21 protein-coding genes and 1 pseudogene are annotated in these 17,558 nt (G+C 61.2%); 16 read left to right on the top strand and 6 right to left on the bottom strand.

Annotation, left to right across the window (positions count from 1 at the left end; all coding sequences use genetic code 11):
* Nucleotides 1-14: 14 nt before the first annotated feature.
* The 4 genes and pseudogenes from AEAC466_RS41815 (at nucleotide 15) to AEAC466_RS45150 (ending at nucleotide 1,778) form a co-directional block, all read left to right on the top strand.
* Entirely contained in the window at nucleotides 15-689 is a 675-nt protein-coding gene (locus tag AEAC466_RS41815; protein WP_023459968.1) for a TetR/AcrR family transcriptional regulator, read from the top strand.
* 4 nt (nucleotides 690-693) lie between these two features.
* On the top strand, nucleotides 694-1,191 hold the full coding sequence (locus AEAC466_RS41810) for a hypothetical protein (RefSeq protein ID WP_023459967.1): 498 nt from the start codon (nucleotides 694-696) through the stop codon (nucleotides 1,189-1,191).
* 130 nt (nucleotides 1,192-1,321) lie between these two features.
* Nucleotides 1,322-1,543 (top strand): annotated as a pseudogene (locus tag AEAC466_RS45275) (MFS transporter); the annotation flags it as partial.
* Between the two features lie 112 nt (nucleotides 1,544-1,655).
* On the top strand, nucleotides 1,656-1,778 hold the full coding sequence (locus AEAC466_RS45150; protein ID WP_255346299.1) for a hypothetical protein: 123 nt from the start codon (nucleotides 1,656-1,658) through the stop codon (nucleotides 1,776-1,778).
* Nucleotides 1,779-1,817: 39 nt separating this feature from the next.
* Here the strand turns inward: AEAC466_RS45150 and AEAC466_RS45270 are convergent, their stop codons facing one another.
* The gene (locus AEAC466_RS45270) at nucleotides 1,818-2,798 is read right to left on the bottom strand and encodes a bifunctional helix-turn-helix transcriptional regulator/GNAT family N-acetyltransferase (RefSeq protein WP_023459964.1); all 981 of its coding nucleotides are present in this window, start codon (nucleotides 2,796-2,798) and stop codon (nucleotides 1,818-1,820) included.
* A 78-nt stretch (nucleotides 2,799-2,876) separates the two neighbouring features.
* Nucleotides 2,877-3,806, bottom strand: coding sequence for a LysR family transcriptional regulator (locus AEAC466_RS41795; protein ID WP_023459963.1), 930 nt, complete (start codon nucleotides 3,804-3,806; stop codon nucleotides 2,877-2,879).
* Nucleotides 3,807-3,935: 129 nt separating this feature from the next.
* Between AEAC466_RS41795 and AEAC466_RS41790 the strand changes: the two genes are divergently transcribed.
* Nucleotides 3,936-4,664: an SDR family oxidoreductase gene (locus AEAC466_RS41790; RefSeq protein WP_023459962.1), complete on the top strand. Its 729-nt coding sequence runs from the start codon at nucleotides 3,936-3,938 to the stop codon at nucleotides 4,662-4,664.
* A gap of 13 nt (nucleotides 4,665-4,677) precedes the next feature.
* On the opposite strand, the gene AEAC466_RS41785 is transcribed toward AEAC466_RS41790, so the two are convergent.
* Nucleotides 4,678-5,721 (bottom strand): SDR family oxidoreductase, encoded by a 1,044-nt coding sequence (locus AEAC466_RS41785; protein ID WP_023459961.1) that lies wholly within the window; start codon nucleotides 5,719-5,721, stop codon nucleotides 4,678-4,680.
* A gap of 72 nt (nucleotides 5,722-5,793) precedes the next feature.
* Between AEAC466_RS41785 and AEAC466_RS41780 the strand changes: the two genes are divergently transcribed.
* On the top strand, nucleotides 5,794-6,213 hold the full coding sequence (locus AEAC466_RS41780; RefSeq protein WP_031239523.1) for a MerR family transcriptional regulator: 420 nt from the start codon (nucleotides 5,794-5,796) through the stop codon (nucleotides 6,211-6,213).
* Between the two features lie 39 nt (nucleotides 6,214-6,252).
* On the opposite strand, the gene AEAC466_RS41775 is transcribed toward AEAC466_RS41780, so the two are convergent.
* Nucleotides 6,253-6,903: a GNAT family N-acetyltransferase gene (locus tag AEAC466_RS41775; protein ID WP_023459959.1), complete on the bottom strand. Its 651-nt coding sequence runs from the start codon at nucleotides 6,901-6,903 to the stop codon at nucleotides 6,253-6,255.
* A gap of 212 nt (nucleotides 6,904-7,115) precedes the next feature.
* Here AEAC466_RS41775 and AEAC466_RS41770 point away from each other — a divergent pair, with 212 nt between their 5' ends.
* Complete coding sequence (locus AEAC466_RS41770; RefSeq protein ID WP_023459958.1) at nucleotides 7,116-7,877, top strand: hypothetical protein; 762 nt, start codon at nucleotides 7,116-7,118, stop codon at nucleotides 7,875-7,877.
* Nucleotides 7,878-8,213: 336 nt separating this feature from the next.
* Nucleotides 8,214-9,872, top strand: coding sequence for a hypothetical protein (locus tag AEAC466_RS41765; protein ID WP_155913861.1), 1,659 nt, complete (start codon nucleotides 8,214-8,216; stop codon nucleotides 9,870-9,872).
* A 46-nt stretch (nucleotides 9,873-9,918) separates the two neighbouring features.
* On the opposite strand, the gene AEAC466_RS43995 is transcribed toward AEAC466_RS41765, so the two are convergent.
* Entirely contained in the window at nucleotides 9,919-10,902 is a 984-nt protein-coding gene (locus AEAC466_RS43995; protein ID WP_023459956.1) for an RDD family protein, read from the bottom strand.
* A gap of 175 nt (nucleotides 10,903-11,077) precedes the next feature.
* Between AEAC466_RS43995 and AEAC466_RS41760 the strand changes: the two genes are divergently transcribed.
* The 8 genes from AEAC466_RS41760 to AEAC466_RS43990 all read left to right on the top strand — a co-directional run bounded on the left by AEAC466_RS41760 (nucleotide 11,078) and on the right by AEAC466_RS43990 (nucleotide 16,476).
* Entirely contained in the window at nucleotides 11,078-12,673 is a 1,596-nt protein-coding gene (locus AEAC466_RS41760) for a tetratricopeptide repeat protein (RefSeq protein ID WP_162148978.1), read from the top strand.
* 24 nt (nucleotides 12,674-12,697) lie between these two features.
* Nucleotides 12,698-13,198 carry a hypothetical protein gene (locus AEAC466_RS41755; RefSeq protein ID WP_023459954.1) on the top strand — a complete coding sequence of 167 codons (501 nt, stop codon included), beginning with the start codon at nucleotides 12,698-12,700 and terminating at the stop codon, nucleotides 13,196-13,198.
* 75 nt (nucleotides 13,199-13,273) lie between these two features.
* On the top strand, nucleotides 13,274-13,885 hold the full coding sequence (locus tag AEAC466_RS41750) for a hypothetical protein (RefSeq protein ID WP_155913859.1): 612 nt from the start codon (nucleotides 13,274-13,276) through the stop codon (nucleotides 13,883-13,885).
* Nucleotides 13,886-13,981: 96 nt separating this feature from the next.
* Nucleotides 13,982-14,605, top strand: coding sequence for a DUF998 domain-containing protein (locus AEAC466_RS41745; RefSeq protein ID WP_023459952.1), 624 nt, complete (start codon nucleotides 13,982-13,984; stop codon nucleotides 14,603-14,605).
* Between the two features lie 79 nt (nucleotides 14,606-14,684).
* The gene (locus AEAC466_RS41740; protein WP_023459951.1) at nucleotides 14,685-14,876 is read left to right on the top strand and encodes a hypothetical protein; all 192 of its coding nucleotides are present in this window, start codon (nucleotides 14,685-14,687) and stop codon (nucleotides 14,874-14,876) included.
* A 27-nt stretch (nucleotides 14,877-14,903) separates the two neighbouring features.
* A complete protein-coding gene (locus AEAC466_RS41735) occupies nucleotides 14,904-15,773 on the top strand; it encodes an SPFH domain-containing protein (protein ID WP_023459950.1) in 870 nt (289 codons plus the stop codon).
* Between the two features lie 3 nt (nucleotides 15,774-15,776).
* Nucleotides 15,777-15,953 carry an Arc family DNA-binding protein gene (locus AEAC466_RS44300; protein ID WP_023459949.1) on the top strand — a complete coding sequence of 59 codons (177 nt, stop codon included), beginning with the start codon at nucleotides 15,777-15,779 and terminating at the stop codon, nucleotides 15,951-15,953.
* Between the two features lie 61 nt (nucleotides 15,954-16,014).
* Nucleotides 16,015-16,476 carry a hypothetical protein gene (locus tag AEAC466_RS43990; protein WP_023459948.1) on the top strand — a complete coding sequence of 154 codons (462 nt, stop codon included), beginning with the start codon at nucleotides 16,015-16,017 and terminating at the stop codon, nucleotides 16,474-16,476.
* Between the two features lie 7 nt (nucleotides 16,477-16,483).
* Here AEAC466_RS43990 and AEAC466_RS41725 read toward each other — a convergent pair whose 3' ends face one another.
* Nucleotides 16,484-17,524, bottom strand: coding sequence for a hypothetical protein (locus AEAC466_RS41725; RefSeq protein ID WP_155913856.1), 1,041 nt, complete (start codon nucleotides 17,522-17,524; stop codon nucleotides 16,484-16,486).
* Nucleotides 17,525-17,558: the final 34 nt, after the last annotated feature.

Raw genomic sequence — 17,558 nt, 5'->3', positions numbered from 1 at the left:
TTACGGATTGTCCCATGGATCAGCGACGTCAGGCACGTGTGCGACTGCGGCAACTTCCCGATCAGCAACGCGCCGCCTGGCTCGATATAGCAGAAGAGGAATTCAGGGCGTTCGGGTTGGAGCGCGCATCGCTGAACCGAATTCTAACGCGTGCCGCGCTCAGCAAAGGGCAGGCCTACTATTATTTCGCGGACAAGGGCGAGCTCTATCGCGCCGTCATTGAACGCGCCATCAGCGAACTTGCGGGCCTGATCAACGCGAGCCCGATTCAGCCAGAATCCGTTGCTGATTACTGGCAACAGACCGCCACACTCTTTGGCCATGTGACGGAGGTCCTCAAGCAGAACGACCGCTTGGCTGAGTTGGGACGTGGCATCTATCGGGAAGCAGCGGCGCAGGCCGCCATCGCGGATCTGCTCGATGCTCTCCATACCCAATTTGAGCGCCTGATCGAAACTGGACAACAGATCGGCGCCATCCGCTCGGACTTGCCGCTTACCTTGCTGACGGAGATGGCCTTCGCGGCCGCGCGGGAGGCCGACCGTTGGTTCGCGCTGAATGCGCAAACACTTCACCCTCAGGACGCGCGCGCCATCAACCACCGTGTGTTCAGCCTGTTCGCAGCGATGCTCGCGCCAAGCGATGGCGGCGACGCATCGGCGCAAGCCTCCAAACCGTACAAGGAATAGTCCAATGCCAACTTCCCGCCTCGTCATCGCCACGCTTCTGGTCGCATCCGCCCTGAATCTGGCGCTTATGGTTCCCGGGGGATTTGTTGAAACGCGAGATTTCAGCGCCTATCCCTCCATTGTGCTCGGCGCGTTCAACGTGTTTTTGACGGTGCTCGGTTTGGGCAGCCTGGTACTCGCCTATACCGTCACGAAAGCAGGCAGGGGATGCGGCTGGTCCGCGCTGGCGGGTTTCGCCTTCGTCGGCGTCTACCTGCTCGATCTCGGCCGTATTTTTCCCGTGCCATCCAACCCGATGTCGATGCTCCTGGCAACGCTGGAATGGATCGGCACAGGACTGGGCGTCGCCCTGGCCACCGCCTCGCTTATTCTATCTCGGCGCGCCATGGCGAACGCCGCGCCCGCAGTCACGCCATCATTGCCCCGGCCGGTCGTATTCGGCCTTGTCCTTCTGGCGCTGATCATTGTCGCTTTTGCGACCAAATCCGCGATGGGCATTTAGGGCGGCCTCCGAGAAAATTGCGGCATAAAATTCGACCAAATGCGCAGGTCACATCCAATGCCAAGGCGGCGTTATGGGGGTAGCGTAGACATAGTACCCGCCGTCATCGGCACGCGACACGCAGGCGACGATGGGCGTCCTTGCTCTGGCGCTGGGATTTCTCACGGTCGCCGGCATGGCCCGGCTTTGGCATGTCTATGTTTTTGCCTTTCTTTTCGGCTGCGCGGCGGCGTTTGATGGGCCGGTACGCCAGACCTTCGTTGCCGAACTGGTCGGAGATGAAGACCTGCACAATGCGGTCGCTCTCAACTCGACCTTGTTCAATGCCGCGCGGATGATCGGGCCGGCTGTCTCCGGCCTGGTCATTGCCGTGACCGGCACCGGCTGGGCTTTCCTGATCAATGGCGCTGCGTGTCGGCGTCGCGCTCGGCGGCACGCCCATCGGCGCACCGATTGTCGGCTGGGTGGCCAATCACTTCGGGCCGCGCTGGGCGCTCGGCATCGGCGCGGCGTCGGGCTTTGCCGCCGCCATCGTGGCCATTTTCGCCATGACCCGCCGGGACAAAAGCATTCGCTCCGACCCGTGATAGGTGGATGGAGACGGCCGCGTGTCGCATAGCCGCGCGCTATTCGCTCAGCTGTTTGCCCATGCGCAGGAGCGGCACCGATACGCCGTTGACGTCCACGGCGGTGGGTTCGATCACGTGGTATCCGCACGCGGCATAGAGCGGTTGGCCGCTCAGGGTCGCCATGAGTTCCACCCGGGTAAAGCCTTCGGCGGCGGCGGCCTTTTCACACAGGTCAAGGATGCGCCGCCCGACGCCGCGCCGGACGAAATTCGGATGGGTGTACATCGCCCGGACCCGCGCGGCATCGCGACGCGGATCCAGCAAGGCCGCATCGCGCGACGCGGTGCTATGGTCACCGCCATAGAGCGTGGCCCGCCGGCTCCACCCGCCGCAGCCGGCAAGTGCGCCGTCCGCCTCCACCATGAAATAGGTTTGATCGTGGACGAGCTGGGTATCGAGCCCCATGATCGCGCGGCTGGCTATCACCTGTTCGGGCGACAGGAAGTCGGTTTGAAGTTGATCGATTGCCAATGTCATAAGCGCATTGAGCGCGACGAGGTCCACCGGTGTGGCGAGCCTGGAGGTAACGGCGCCGATCGTCTTACGCTCCGACGCGGACGCAGGGTCGAGCAGAAGGCGCGTTTTGGTCATGGCCTCGACCAGATCGGCCTGTGCGACCGGATCGAGCCGTGCGATCATGTCCGCCACGGCGTCTCGCTGTCTTGCGTCGAGCATAGCGAATGTCTCACGCCCCGCCTCGGTCAGCCGAATGGGACGGGCGCGGGCGTCGGCGCCGCGTTCCCGGATGATCCAGCCACGCTCTTCGAAGCGCGTCAGGATGCGACTGACATAGCCCGCATCCATGCCCAGGCTGGCCTGAAGCGCATTGGCGCTTGCCGGTTCGTTTACTGCAATTTCGAACAAAAGCCGCGCCTCGGGAAGCGTCGCTTCGCTCCCCAGGAAGTGCGCGTCCAGTGCGCCGATGAGTTGCGTATAAAAGCGGTTGAAGCTGCGGATGGTGGCGATGGCGTCGGTCATGCCGTCAGCCTATGCCAAGACACTTGACGATGTCAACTATATGCATATCGCCCCATAATCATGGGCGTTCGCGCGTCGTCATCGAGAGGTTGGATCAACCGACCGGCGTGCGGCACGGCAGACGCCAATGACGGTGTCGCGCAGCCAACGGTGGGCAGGGTCGGCGTCCATGCGGGGATGCCACATGGCCGAAATCGCGATCTCCGGCGTGGTGACGGGAAGCGGAAAGCCGATCAGCCCCTGTGTCGCCGCGCTGCCTTCCAGATAAGACTGCGGCACGAGCGCCACCAGGTCGGACGCGCGTGCGATCCGAAGGGCATCGGGAAAGCCCGGCACGACGGCGACGATGTCGCGGCGCAGCCCAAGCGTTTCCAATGCGGCATCGACCGGTCCGGTAAAGCTGCCCCTGCGCGACACCACGATATGGCGGGCCGATGCATATTGTTCCGGCGTGATGGGGCTGTTCGACAGCAACGGATGGCCAGCCCGCACCGCGCCCAAAAAGCGGTCACGGAAGAGCAATTGGGTGCGGACCTCGGGCGCGAAGGGGCCAAGCACCCCGATTTCGAGATCGACGGCGCCATCCCGCAACGGCCCGGCCTCCTTAATCGGCTTGGGCGCGAACCGCAGGCGGATATGCGGCGCGGCCTGGGTCAGGGCGGCGACCAGAGGGGCGGCAAACGCTTCGACAAAGCCTTCATTGGCGCGCAGGGTGAAGGTTCGGTCTAGGGTTGCCAGATCGAGACGATCGCCCTGGGGGCTGAGAACCTCACGGGCCTCCTGCGCCACGGCATGGACCCGGTCACGCAGCGCCATGGCGCGGGGCGTCGGCACAAGGCCTCGGCCCGCCCGCACCAGCAGCGGATCGCCGGTTGCGGCACGCAGCCGCGTGAGCGTGCGGCTCATGGCAGACGCACTCAGGCCCAGACGGCGGGCGGCGCCGGTCACGCTGCCCTCGGCCAGAAGCGCGTCCAGGGCCGGGATAAGATTCAGGTCGATGGCATCCATCGCCCGATCTTACGCCATATGCCAAGATCGGTATAGCGTTGTATGCAACAATAGTTTGCGTCCATTGCGTCTGGCGCATGTCACGAAAGGCGCGCATCTTGGCGTCACCCGTCAAACGAGAGGTATCCCATGACGTCTACCGATTTAGAACAGACCGCCGGCACGATCCTGATCGTCGGGGCGTCGCGTGGCATAGGCCATGCCATGGCGGCAGAGTTCGTCAGGCGAGGGTGGTTCGTCATCGGAACGGTTCGCGGCCCAGATCGCGGCCCAGATAGGACCTTGCTGCACGACCTGGCCGATGCCTGGCCGACGCGCGTTGCAATCGAATCGCTGGATGTGACCGAGCCGGAGCAGATTGCTGCCCTGCGGACCCGCCTGGCCGGACGCGGCATCGACATTCTGTTCGTGAATGCCGGAACGGCCAACGCCGATCAGGACCAGAACGTCGCCAAGGTCTCGACGGAAGAGTTCATCCGCGTGATGGTCACCAATGCCCTCGGTCCCATGCGGGTTATCGACGGGTTGCAGGATTGCGTCGCGCCGGCCGGCCTGATCGGGGTCATGTCCTCGGGGCAGGGCAGCGTCAGCAACAATACCAATGGCGGCCACGACGTCTATCGCGGCTCCAAGGCCGCGCTGAACCAGTATATGCGCTGCTTCGCCGCCCGCCATGCCGATGGCGCCCGCGCGCTGGTTCTGATGGCGCCGGGATGGATTCGCACCGCATTGGGTGGGCCGCAGGCGCCGTTCGGCCTGGAGGAAACCGTACCGAAGATCGTAGACACGCTTATCGCGCAACAGGGCAAGCCCGGCCTAAGCTATCTCGACCGCGAGGGACGCACCGTTCCGTGGTGAGCGGCGCCGTCGCTCATCCGGGGATAAATCCGTTGGCGCGGAACCACGCCACTTCGTCACGCAGGGTGTCTTCTACCGAGCGGAAGGACAGGCCCAGTTCGCGTTCGCTCTTGGCCGGGTTGTAGCGCGAGCGGTCAGCCTCCTTGGCGACGGTGCGCGCCATGGCCCAACTCAGCAGCACCGGGCGTCCCGTCAGCCGGGCATAGGTTTCGTAACCGGCGGCGAGGACATGCAGGAGCCACAAGGGGATGCGGCCGCGAGGCGCCGCAACGCCTGCTGCCCGCGCGATCAGGGGGACGAGGTCGGCCATGGTCATGTGCCGTCCGGCCGCCAGATAGCGTTCGCCGCGCCGCCCCCGGGCATTGGCCAGGATCATCGCCTGTGCCACGTCGCGAGCGTCGACAATCGAGAAGGAGCCGGGGGGCACGCCGGGCAACCGTTTCTGCGCCACGTCCACCACCGTCTGTCCCGCCGAGGTCGGCCCGATATCGCCCGGTCCGTGCATCCAGCCGGGCAAGACCATCGCCGCCCAGGCATCCGGATGGCTGTCGAGGAAGCTCAGCACGACGCGGTCGGCCAGGATTTTGCTGCGGTAATAGTCATCCGCGTCCCGCTCTTTGCGCAGCATGGTCTCGTCGATGACCTGGCCGCGGCGGCCATGCAGGACGGCGATCGAGCTGGTGTGAACAAAGCGCCGCACGCCCGCCCGGTAGGCATGACCGAGCAGGTGGCGCGTCCCGTCGACATTGGCGGCGTAGAGCGCGTCCCAATGGCGGCCGCCCTTGTAAGAGTCGCGGAAATAGGCGGCGGTATGGAAAAGCGTATCGACACCGGCAAGCGCCGATGCAAAGCCCGCAATGTCGAGCATGTCGCCGCGCACGATGTCGATGTCGAGGCCTGCGAATTGCTGGCGCGCCTTGTCGGGAGAGCGCACCAATGCCCGCACCCGCCAGCCCGCCGCGATCAGTTCGCGCACCAGATTGTTGCCAAGAAGCCCGGTGGCTCCGGTTACGAAGGCAAGGGGCGCGTGGTGCGCCGGGTTGAAATCGTCAGGCATGAAACAGCTCCACAATGGCAGGAGTCTGTTCTATAAGTGTGGACTATGGTCCATGGTCAAGGGGTGATTTCGATGTTGATCGGTGCTTTTGCGCGGCGGGCGGGGCTCAGTCAGGACACGGTGCGTTTCTATGTCCGAAAGGGTCTGCTTGCGCCGCAATCGAGCCACCGGGGCGGGCGCAATCCGTATCAGATCTTCAGCGAACGCGATGTCTCCACCGCGCTGATGATCCGGTTCGCGCAATCGCTTGGGATGCCGCTGAAGGAAATCGCGGTGATCGCCAGCGAACTGGCGGACAAGGGGCTGTCGGCGCAGCGCGAGATGGAGATTATCGATACTCAGGTGGCGCGGCTGGAAGAGAAGGCGGCGGATCTGGCGCGGCTGCTCGCTTACCTGCACGCCAAGCGTGACTGGATGGCGCGCGGCAAGCCCGGCGATGAACCCCGGTTTTCCGAAGAGGGCCTTTGCCTCACGGCTATTGCGTCAGAGTGAGGGGCGGGGCGCGTTTCGGCGTGCCGGTCGCGGCCCATATCATGGGCCGGAAGCGGGGTCCGGGATCGAGGCGGTGGAATATGGTGAGATCGTTTCCCACCCCAGGGTCGAATAGAGGGCGCGGCCCTCGGTCGTGGCGACGAGCAATTCGGGGCTGGCGGGATTCTGCCTGGCGGTACGCAGGGTTGCCATTATGGCGTGTCCAAGTCCTTTCCGGCGATGCTGAGGCTCCGTTACGATACGGTCATAGATAAAGGCGTCCTGGGTCTGCGTCGCATACCCGCTTGCCGCCATCTCTCCCGCGTCGGAAAATATCCGTGCCGCCATTACCATGCCCGTGTGCTCAGTCTCTATTCTATAGCCCCCGGCCAGCGGCCTCGCTGTCGGCGCGCCACGTGCCCGCATGACATAGGCCGGCGCGTGAAGCGCCCAGCCCGTCGGCAGCGCCGTTTGCAATTCGTCCGCCGCACCGCAGAGTTTCAGCAAATGGCCGGGTGCCGCGATGGACTGCGCAAGCTCTTCGAGACCGGGGCCCATCTTCGGAAAAACCCAGCGAACGATCTCGGTTTTCGAATGGGTATCGACGCGGAAGCCGCCATGGTCGGGAACGGGCAAAGGCAGTCCCCGCGCGATCGAGCGGGCATAAAGCCACGCATGTAGAAGATGCGGATCTAGGCCTCGGTTGCGCATTATGTCTCGCCTTTAAACGGCAGGGTCCGCCCCTGACTGGCGGTGGATGGTCTGGCCAGAATCCGCCCGTGTTTCCATCCGAGTCAACTGGAAAGTTCCGCCACAATGAGGAGGGCAGAGCGTCGCACACCTAAATGTTTGCAACGCGCAAATTTATATTGACGCGCGCAACTTTAGGTGTCGCAATCTAAGCTCACATGCTGGGGGTGGGGATGGATTTCGCAGTCTTAGTCGATACAGGTTTGTCGCGCCCGGCGGGCTATGCCGAAGCCCATGCCGCAATGGTGACGCTCAGGGCAAAGGCGGGCGTTTGTGAACTCACGCGGGCGGGCGAGTTGAGGTTTATCGGCGACACCGATGGTTTGGACGCATGCCTGAATAGCATCGGTTCGGCGAAAATAACCACCTTGTCGCTGACTTCGGGGGGCGGCGACGTCGCCAAGGCGTTGCCGGTTGCGCGCCGTGTGGCGGGGCTTAAACTCAAATTGAAAATTATCGGGGTCTGCGCGTCAAGCTGCGCGAACTATATTGTCCCGGTGGCTGCGACAATCGAGATTATGCCGTACTCGATCATCGCCTTGCATGGCGGAATGGATAAGCATTTTCTCTCGACCGCCGAAGCACAGCTTAGGGCTTCCCTTGCCGCGTCCGACCCTGCGCCATCGCCCGAAGAGACAGATATGATCGTGAACTCGGAGCTTTCCAAATTGAAAGATCTTTTGGACGATCAGGAAAAATTTAAAGATGAGTACGGTGTGTCAAGCGACTGGTTCGAATTGAACGCCTATAAAAATTTTGAGATGAAAGACGGTAGCGGAAAAACGCCAATGGTGGCGGTATCCGAATCCTTCTTCAAGAAAAATCTCAAGGTTAATCTGTCCCGCTCTTCATGGTGGATGAAGAACCAGACCGATTATAATCTGGTCAGTTCGCTTTTCGAAAAGTCCTTTATTATATATGACGGAAACCCATAACCGTAAAATTATACCTATGGGTTCGCCAACATTTGGCCTCCGCCGCTATTTGTCCAGGCACTTCACGTCGGCTGAGGTGCAGTCCGTTTTGTAGTTTACGGCGCGGGCCTTCGCCCAGGTCAGCGGCACCGGGTGTACCGTCAACCAGGCGTAGGGGGCGTAGCTGGCGGCAAGCCCGGCGATGAACCTCGGTTTTCCGAAGAGGGGCTTTGTCTCACGGCTAGTGCGACAGAGGGAGGGTGAAACGCCGCGCACCTAAATGTTCCCAACGCGCAACTTTATGTTGACGCCAACAACTTTAGGCGTGGTCATTTCGCTCATCTATAGGAGATTTTTGTGACCAAATCCGATGCTAGCCTGCGGCGGGGAACCGCTTTGGGAAAACTCGCCGATCTTCTCTCGAATGAGGGCTGGGAGGCGCTCTGCCGTGACCTTGGGTTTGAGGGCGAGAGCAGGGACAGAAGCAAGGTCCAAAAGACGCCCGGCATTCTGCTGTCGAAGATTTCGCATACCCAGTTGCTGGCCAAGGTTCTGGACGATCAGGGACCGGCGATGGCGATGCTGTCGGAAGTCATGGGCTTTCTTGAGCGCCACGGGCATGCGGCGCGCACGACAGGCACCATCGCCACCCTGCCTGGGATTGAGGAACTCAAACCGCAGCACCGCAAAACAATGGCGAATTGGGACCAGGCGGCCATGCAGCGATTGGCACAGAACGGCACGCTCGAGGAAATGTGGGAGGTCGCCTCCACCGCCCTCGATGATCTGCTTGATGACGCCAGCACAGAAAATCCCGGAAGTTGGAGGCTATCAAGATACGGCGGCATCTACGAGCGACGTCAAGGCATGACCACCTACGATGAGGATATCATTGACATTTTGCGGCAGCAGATCGCCCTTGTCCGGGAGTCTTTGCCGAAAATCGACAGCGGAGAATTCATTGGCGGCGTGGTGGAAAAGTGCGACGAACTTGAAATTGCCTGCGACGATTTAACGGAAAATCACTATCAGGGATACCACTCTCACAACGATCATGAGGAAGCACTCGGCAAGATCGCGATTTTTGTCGAACAGATGCGCCTAACTGCGACCTTGCTGTCGGATATCGAGGGAGCTGCCGCTTTGATCGAGCTGGCTGTGTTTCGCAATTTGCCTCAGCTATATGAGGTCTGGCTTCTGTGCTTTGTGCTGCGGACGCTCGAATGCGCGGGATATACCATTACACTCGAAAACGTCGGCCAGGTCGAGGATCACAAGGTCTGGAATCTAAAATATGCCGGTGCCCGGACCCCGGTGGCAAAAATTGGATCGCAAGCCTGGGCTTTTTTCCAATTCAAGGCAAAGGCCGGATCAACCATGCCGGACTTTGCTATCTACGATAATAGCGACGCGGTGGGATCCGCGGTGATCGTGCTTGATGCCAAATTTTCCGAGAAAGGTGGTTATAATGCCTCAGATTACCGGGCAACGCTGGATAAGTACAAGAACCTGTCTCAGCACCGGTTTACCGTTGAATACATGGTTCGTTCCGAGATCACACCGGAGGTGGGCATGATGTTCGGAGTGTGCCCTGGTATGCCCGCCATCGAGGATTTGAAACGCGCGCTGTTTGAGGCCTTCACCACCCAGGATCGACCCGCCGTTGCCGTGATCGACTGCTCGGAAAGCTTTGCCGATAAATTGCCCGATGCCCTGGAACGCCTGCAAACCTGGGTCAACGCCGGTTTGCTGAGGGACGAATTTATCGTTTTCGCTGGCCGGGCCGAATTGCGCCAAGGGCTTGGAGAGCAGATTGGCGCAAATGCCATCACGCTTGAAGGTAACGAGGCTACGCGCATTGCTGACTTGGTCGGGCAACTGGGTGAATTGCGCAATCGGGCGGAACCTTTAGACGTTGTGCTTCTTTCCGATGGCGAGTTTGAGGACGGAAGCGTGGACAGCCTGTATGCCGCAACCGAAAGGCTGTGGGCGTTCGGTCTTCCCGTCCGCGCTTAAGAGGTGTCTGGGCCTCAGGTTCCGAATCCGTAAGCAAACGCTGATGCTATTTGTCCAGGCACTTCACGTCGGCCGAGGTGCAGTCCGTCTTGTAGTTTACGGCGCGGAAATTTGTATAGTTGGCAATGCCGAGGTCGAAGCCGTGGACGATGCGGACCAGTAGTTTCTGGTTCGGGGCGAAGGTGTAGGCCTTCACGACCCGGGCGCCGATCCTGGCCAGCAGCGGGTCCGTGTCGGCGGGCCAGGCGCCGGTTGTCGCGGTCACGATCAGGATTCGCGTCGTCGTTTTCTGGCCGTTGGAATAGTAGGTATTGGTGCTGTCCTGCACTGACGTCTCTGCGACTTCGGGCAGGGTGTTCACGGCATTGATGACATGTGGCAAGGGCTTGAGGTCCGCCTTGAGTCCCGGCATGGCCTTGTTGAGCAGGTCGGGCCCTGTCACCGCCAAGACCAGCGCGGCCAGAACGATGAGGACGGCCACTATGGCGTGGACGCGCTTGGTTTGCGGCGTAAATTCTTGCGTATCGGCGCGAACGACAATGGAGCCGGACAACAGGTCATGAACCAGCCGGCGTTCCGGCCAGGCGAACAGGAGCAGATAGATCTGCGCCAGGCCTATGCCGAAGACCACCGTCAGGTCGGCTATACCCAGGACCTGGAGCAGAGTCGGGTCGGCGATGTTGAAATACCAGCCATTCAGCATGAGTGGCCCTGACAGAATCAGGGCGCGCCACAGCGCCACAAACAGGTTGAGCGGTTTGCCGTTCAGGCCGACGACCTTCAGGCCCAGAATGCGTTTGCCAAGGGTGCGTCCGCCGCCGAGGTTGCTGCCCAGAATGCCGTAATAGAGGATACAAATCGCCAGTCCGATAAAGCGGCCGTTCGACCCGAGCGCCGACACATAGTCCATGGCCGCCCAGCCGATGCCCCAGCCGACGGCGCCCAGCAACAGCATGTCGATGAACCACGCGCCGACGCGCGGCCAAAATCCCGAAGCGTATCCGGATACGTATTTTGATTTTTCCGTCATTATCCCCACCCCCGTGTGTGGTGGCATATTACGCCAATCGCGCCGTCTGGCAAGACAGTCGTGAGCGAGGCGCCTGACCGCCCCGGCTGTGGACGGGGGTGAATGCAACTTGACGTCATCGCGGGTAAGTCCTAGCCTGCGGTATTCGCATAGCGAGATGATATGGGGGGGCGAGATGTTGGGGATGAATCGGCTTGTGGCGTGCGGTCTGATGATCGCGGGCATGTTGGCGCCGTTCACGGCGCAGGCCCGGCCGTGGCTCAAGGCGGAAAGCCAGCATTTCGTGATCTATAGCGCCGCATCCGAAGCGGCGACGCGCGCCTATGCGGCGAAACTGGAAACCTTTTACGACGTCACGGGCGCCTTTTATGACCAGATGAGCGACACCATCGTGCCGCAGACCGATAAGACGCGCTTTACCCTTTTGTCGTCGGTGGCCCTGTTCCGCACGGTTCGCCCGAACATCCCGCAGAACGGCTTCAATCCCGCTCTGCCGTGCCGGGAAGGCGTGCAATATTTTTCGACCGCTGACGCCGACCAAAACAATAGGCTTTACGGTCCGGCGCTCGACCCGGACATTGACCTCAACCTGGCCTATCTCTTTTTTGCCTATAACAGTGAGGTGCTGCACCAACGGTTTGTCAAACTGCCGGACTGGGTCTCAAAAGGTCTCAACTGGTATTTCATGACCGCCGTGTTCAAGGACGACAAGATCCTGATCGGCAAGGCGCCGCCGAATATCGCCATGTCCCTGGGGGACGGACATATCGAAAGCCTGCGCGACGACCGGCCGCTCGCCTTTGGCGATGTGATTGCCGACGTGCCGGTTTCCAAAAGTAATGCCGATATGTACGCCCTGCAAAGCTGGACCATCGTATCCTACCTGATGAGCGATCCGGACCGCCGCGCCAAGTTCTTCAGCTATCTGCGCCAGGTCGATAACGGCGCAGACCCGATGACCGCCTATAAGGCGACGATCGGGATAGAGCCGGCGCAGTATGATGAGGTGCTGAAGACCTATATGCGCAAGGGCATGCACTATATGAGCTACAAGGTCGCCAACCTCCCGGCGGCGGCGGTCACCGTTACGTCACTGCCGGACTATCCCGGCGATCTGCCATTGGTCGATGCGGCGATACAAACCTGTCAGACGCCCGAACATGGTCTTGAGCTGCTCAAGACGGCGCGAAAATCGGCTGAGCGCTTCCCGAACGACCGGCTGGCTCAAACCGTTGTGGCGCGCGGGGAGATACGCTTTGGCGATCCGAATGCGGCAAAGGCGTTTTTGGTCAAGACGCTTGCTGCCGACCCGAAGGATTATGAGGCGCAGTACCTGCTGGGGCGCATGTATCTGCAACTGGCCCACATGGGGCCACCGGAGGATCGGGCCAAGAATTACGCCGCGGCGCGGGCGGAACTGGGCAAGGCCTATAAGCTCAATCCGTCATCGCCCGAAGGCATCTATTTCTATACCCAGGCGTTCAGAGACCGGCCCGACTATCCCGATGACAATACCCTTCATGCCGTCGAAGTGGCCAATAGCTATAGCGGCGACCGCTACGACCTCTACTATGCCGACCTGCTGATGCGGCGTGGCCGTTACGCGGAGGCGATGAAAATCGTCGATGACCACCTGGCCGAAGCGAAGGCGCACGGCCGGCGTGAACGTGCCGATTTCCTGCAATCCGTGCACGATGCCCTGGCGGCAAAGACGCCGAAGGGGGAGTTCCCGGCGGACTTTGATAAATACAGCGCCTTGCCTGTAGACTGACGCCCCTTTCCCAGAGTATGCCCCATGCAGATAACGGCCATTTCGCAATTGCCCGAAGGCGCGCTGCTGGCGCCCTATCGGCAGGCGCGCGCCTATACGGATGGCTATGTCGTCGATCTGCCCGGTACAATGTCTTTGGCCGATTATATTCAGGCCTTCTATACGAGCGGCCTGTTCAAGCTTGAGCGACTGGTTCTGGCCGCCCTGGTCGCCAAGCCATCGACGGATGCCGATGTGGTGGCGCTGGCGGTGGGGCAATCCGCCCGGTTTGCCGCCTGGACGACGGAAGCGCGCACGGCGGACCAGATTCTCATGTGCGATTATCAGAGCAAGACGCGGTCCTGGTTGATGTGCGTGCCGAAAGACGGTGGCGGGACGCGCCTCTATTTCGGCAGCGCGGTGGTGCCGGAGCGCATTCTGTCCAATGGCGCGGTCTATCTCGGTCTTTTCTTCCACCTGCTGCTGCCGTTTCATATCGTCTATTCGCGTGCGCTGCTGCGCGCCGCCGCCCGTCAACTGCTTTGAGGGGAGGGGGGGCGGTTGACGTGTTGCCGACGGCATGGCCAAGATTGTTGAACCTCCGCTATTCGGATAATGGCTTTGCAGAATAACGATCTCGACAAGATGATTGCCATGAGCGCAGTGGCAAGCGGCAAGCCGGGTTGGCAAGGGCTCGCCGACTATCTGGCGCTTCAGGGCCGAGGAGTCAGGAAGCGCGCCCTGGCTGAACTCACGGAATTTGTGCAGGCCGCCGCTACCTGGTCGTTTGACCGTCGCCTGGACCTGTGCCTTTGGCTGTTGGAATCCTTAAGCCCGTATTCCATGCCGTCGCCGCTGCTTGAGACGATTGTCCACCCAACCTGCCGGGAATGGGGGGAGCGGGAGCCGGACACTGTCATCGCCCATCTGTGGCTTGGGCGGCTGGGACTCGGGGTCGAACATTACGAGCGCGCCCTTTATCTCGACCCCGCCTGCGCGGAGGCCCGTGGGTGTCTATGCGAGGCCATGATAGAGCCGGTCTGGTTCAATCAGCATCATTTGCCTGATTACTACATCAATAGTCCCGCCGCCGATCTGCTTGATCTGGCGGAAGCGGAGGCCATGTGGGTTGGGCGCGAGATTGGCTCGGTCGCGACCCAGTGTCTCAAAGATATCCATGAATATCGCGAGAATGCGCAAGCCTGGCTTCGCGACCATCCTCAGGGGCCTTAGCGGCGGCGCGCCTGCAAGGTCTTAATACATGTCTGCCCGCCATTGCGCGGGCGGAAAAAGCTGGCATAGTCGTGTTACGCGTCACGGAGCCATCCCATGAACGAGCGTCCCTTCCTGCCCAATCTGACGATTGCGTTTTTCGCCTATTTTGCCATTGCGCTTATCGGGCTTCATTTTCTGCGGCCCGATTATACGCCCGTCGATCACATGATCAGCGACTATGCGGTCGGCCGCTTCGGCTGGATCATGACCACCGCCTTTATCTCGGTGTCGCTGGGGTGCCTGTGTCTGGCGATAGGGTTGGGGCGCGATGGTCCGAAGACGGTTCTGGTGGCGATTGCCCGCGTGCTGATGGGGATCGCGTCGCTGGGGCTGTTGGTGACGGCGGCCTTTCAGACCGATCTGGAAACGGTCATGGTCAATACGACCCATGGCAATATTCATACGCTGAGCTTTCTGGTCAATATCGTCAGCCTGTTCCTGGCCGCGCTCGGCCTGAGCGTCAGCCTGGGGGCGGACGCCCGCTGGAAAAGCCTGCGCACGCCGGCCTTGATACTGGTTGCCGCCCTGGCTATCGCCTTTGTCGCCCAGGCCATGACCCTGCATCGCGGCGCGCCCTACGGCATCACCAATCGTATATTTGTGGTCGTCCTGATCAGTTGGCTGATGCTGATCGCGGTGCGGCTGCGCACGGTTTCCAGCCTTCCCCGCACGGCCTGAAGCCCGCCACTGTGCGAAAACGATTGATCGCCTGCGCCTAAAGTGATATCACTTTGATATACCTTTGGAGGGCTTGACCATGGCTAATGATATCAGACCCTTGAGCGACCTGGTGGCGCAGGGCTGGGAAATTCTGAACTATAGCGCAACCGATTACGGCGGTGCGGCCGTACAGCGGTTTCTTCTGCGCCGCCAGAAGGTGCACCGTGTCCTCAGCGTCCGACCGAAGCTGATGGGCAAGGGATATGTCGTGACCGAAATGGATATCTAGAGCGATAAGGCTTTCAGGGAGGCTGCCATGAGCGATCAACAGATCAACAGTACGCGTGAACGGGCCGTTGCGAGCGGTAGCGGCGGGCTGCTGCTTCTCGTCTTTGTGGCCTTGCTGGCCATCGGTATTGCGGCGCCGTTCCTGGGGGCGGGGCTGTTGGCCATACCGCTTGTCCTGGCGGCGCTATGCATCCTTATGGGTTTCTATACGGTGCAGCCCAACCAGTCGGTGGCCCTGACCGTTTTTGGCAATTACAAGGGCAGCGACCGCAATACCGGCCTGCGTTGGGTGCCGTTCTGGTACGGGCGCAAAAAGGTCAGCCTGCGGGTGCGCAACGTCACCAGCGAGGCGTTGAAGGTCAATGACCAGCGCGGTAATCCGATCGAAATCGCCGCCAACATTGTCTGGCACATTTCGGACTCGGCCCAGGCCCTGTTCGACGTCGACGACTATGCCGCCTTCGTCAACATCCAGATCGAGACGGCCTTGCGCGAAACCGCGCGTCAATACGCCTATGACCATGCCGAAGACGGTCAGCCGACCTTGCGCGAGGATGCGGAAATCGTCAGCCAGCGCTTGAAGGCGGATTTGCAGACGCGCGTCGCCGTCGCCGGGGTGTCGGTTGACGAAGCCCACCTCATGCACCTGGCCTATGCGCCGGAAATCGCCGGGGCGATGCTCAAGCGCCAGCAGGCCGAGGCGATTATCGCCGCGCGCCAGAAGATCGTCGCCGGCGCGGTCGGCATGGTGGAACTGGCGCTGGAACAATTGTCCGCCCGCGGCGTTGTCAAGCTCGACGAAGAACGCAAGGCGGCCATGGTGTCGAACCTTCTGGTCGTGCTGTGTGCCGATCGTGAAGCTCAGCCGGTCGTGAACACCGGCACGCTCTACGGCTGATCCGTGGCGTCGCCCGGTAAGAAAGCCTATCCTCTGCGTCTGCCGCCGGAGGTTCTGACGGCGGTCGAGCGTCTGGCCGCGGCCGAATTGCGCTCGACCAACGCCCAGCTTGAAATGTTGTTGCGTGAAGCCCTGTCGAAACGCGGCATACGGCTGAAGCCGACGGAAAAGGAGGAGTAGGGGCGTCTTGACTTCGGCGCGGATCGGCGCAGTTTAGGCCTTATTCCCTGGAGAACTGACCATGCTTGTGTTCGCGGTTGCCTTGGCCGTGGCGGCGACCTGTCCCGTCGAAAAGGCCCATTACAGCCTGCGCCATCAAAGGGACGTGACGCTGTCCGTTGTGCAGGTGGAGCGGTCGCAGGATTGGCCGTCCGGTATCGCGCTGGCCCTGCATAACCGCCTGCCCGGCCACACGACCTATTTCCTGCCGTGGAATGGGGGAAACGATGGCCGTCAAAACGTCGCCCACACCACCGACGTCACGCGCCCCGATTTCCATTTGCCGTCACCCGATGGCGGACCGGGCCGTTTGGGGGACATGGAATATATCGGTGCCGACGCCAATTATGACCTGATCAACCATGCGCCCCAAAAGGGAGACGCCGCACCGGCGCATATCCTGATGAGCGGTCTGGCGGATTCCAGTTGGCAAGGCGACGCCATCGATAAGCAGTTCTTTGATCTCGACGGCTGTTCTGGCTGATTCAGCCTCACCGGTTACCCAAGGACCGGATGAGGTCAATCAGAATCTGCCCGACCGTTTTGTCGCCCTTTGCCGATGAAGCCGCGCTCGCTTTGGCACTGGCTTCGGCATTGGCCCGGCTGGCGGCAGCCAGGTCGCTCTCCCGGGTGCGAAGATCGGTGCTTAGACCCAGATCGTCTTTCAGCACGTTTTCGAGATAGCGCCAATGCGGCTTGGTGCTGTTGAGCAAGGTCAAGCCGTGATCGAAATTGGACCCGTTCCAGCCGGCATCGCGGCTCACCACGGGCATGTCGCCATAGGCCGTCATCTCAAACGATGTTTGGCGCTCGATCGTTTGCAGGCCGGACGCGGTCATAAGATAGACTTCGAAGCGTTCGGCCTTGCTGTCTTTGACCTGAAACGGCACGGACACCGGTTTTGCATGGACGACCAGATCGCCGATGGCGATTTTCCCCGACTGGGGCGGCGCCAGACAGCCGCCTTGCCAGACGCGACCGGTGTCGCGCCAATCCTGCGCCTGGCGGCAGCCGGGGCGGTTGCGAAACAGGGTATAGCTGCGCTGATACAGCGGGCGGGTATCGCCACGGTCGGTCGGAAGCAGCACGGCCGTGACCGCGCCGTTGGCCAGATAGGTGATGCAGGCGTGGTCACAGGTCACGGGGCCATCGGCGCGATGAGATTCCGGGCCTTCGTCGATGCGCACAAGCCGCGAAAAAGACGGCTTTGAGGTCAGGGCGATGTCATTGGCCACGATCCGGTTGAAGGCGGCGGCCCGCTCTGTGTTGAGGAGGCCCGAAACGAGGTGCGCGCCGAAAACCACCACCGCTATGCTCATGGCGATGCGCAGCCAGACCGGTTTGGGCAGGACACGGGACAGAAGCGCATTGAGGCCGAAGGTGAGGGCCGAATAGAGGAAAATGAACGGGGCCGGGACCATCAACATGCCGATGAAAACGTACATCAGCAGTATGAGCACGGTGACCGGCAGGAAGAACAGCATGAAGCTTGCCACGCCCGACACGCCGAGCAGCCAAAGCCAGGCCTTCACTTCTTTTTTGACATGCCGCCCCTCCGGAGGGGCC

Origin of the sequence: Asticcacaulis sp. AC466 (assembly GCF_000495815.1) — a bacterium.
In the GTDB taxonomy this organism is placed as follows: domain Bacteria; phylum Pseudomonadota; class Alphaproteobacteria; order Caulobacterales; family Caulobacteraceae; genus Asticcacaulis.
This window is presented reverse-complemented; position numbering and strand designations above follow the sequence as displayed.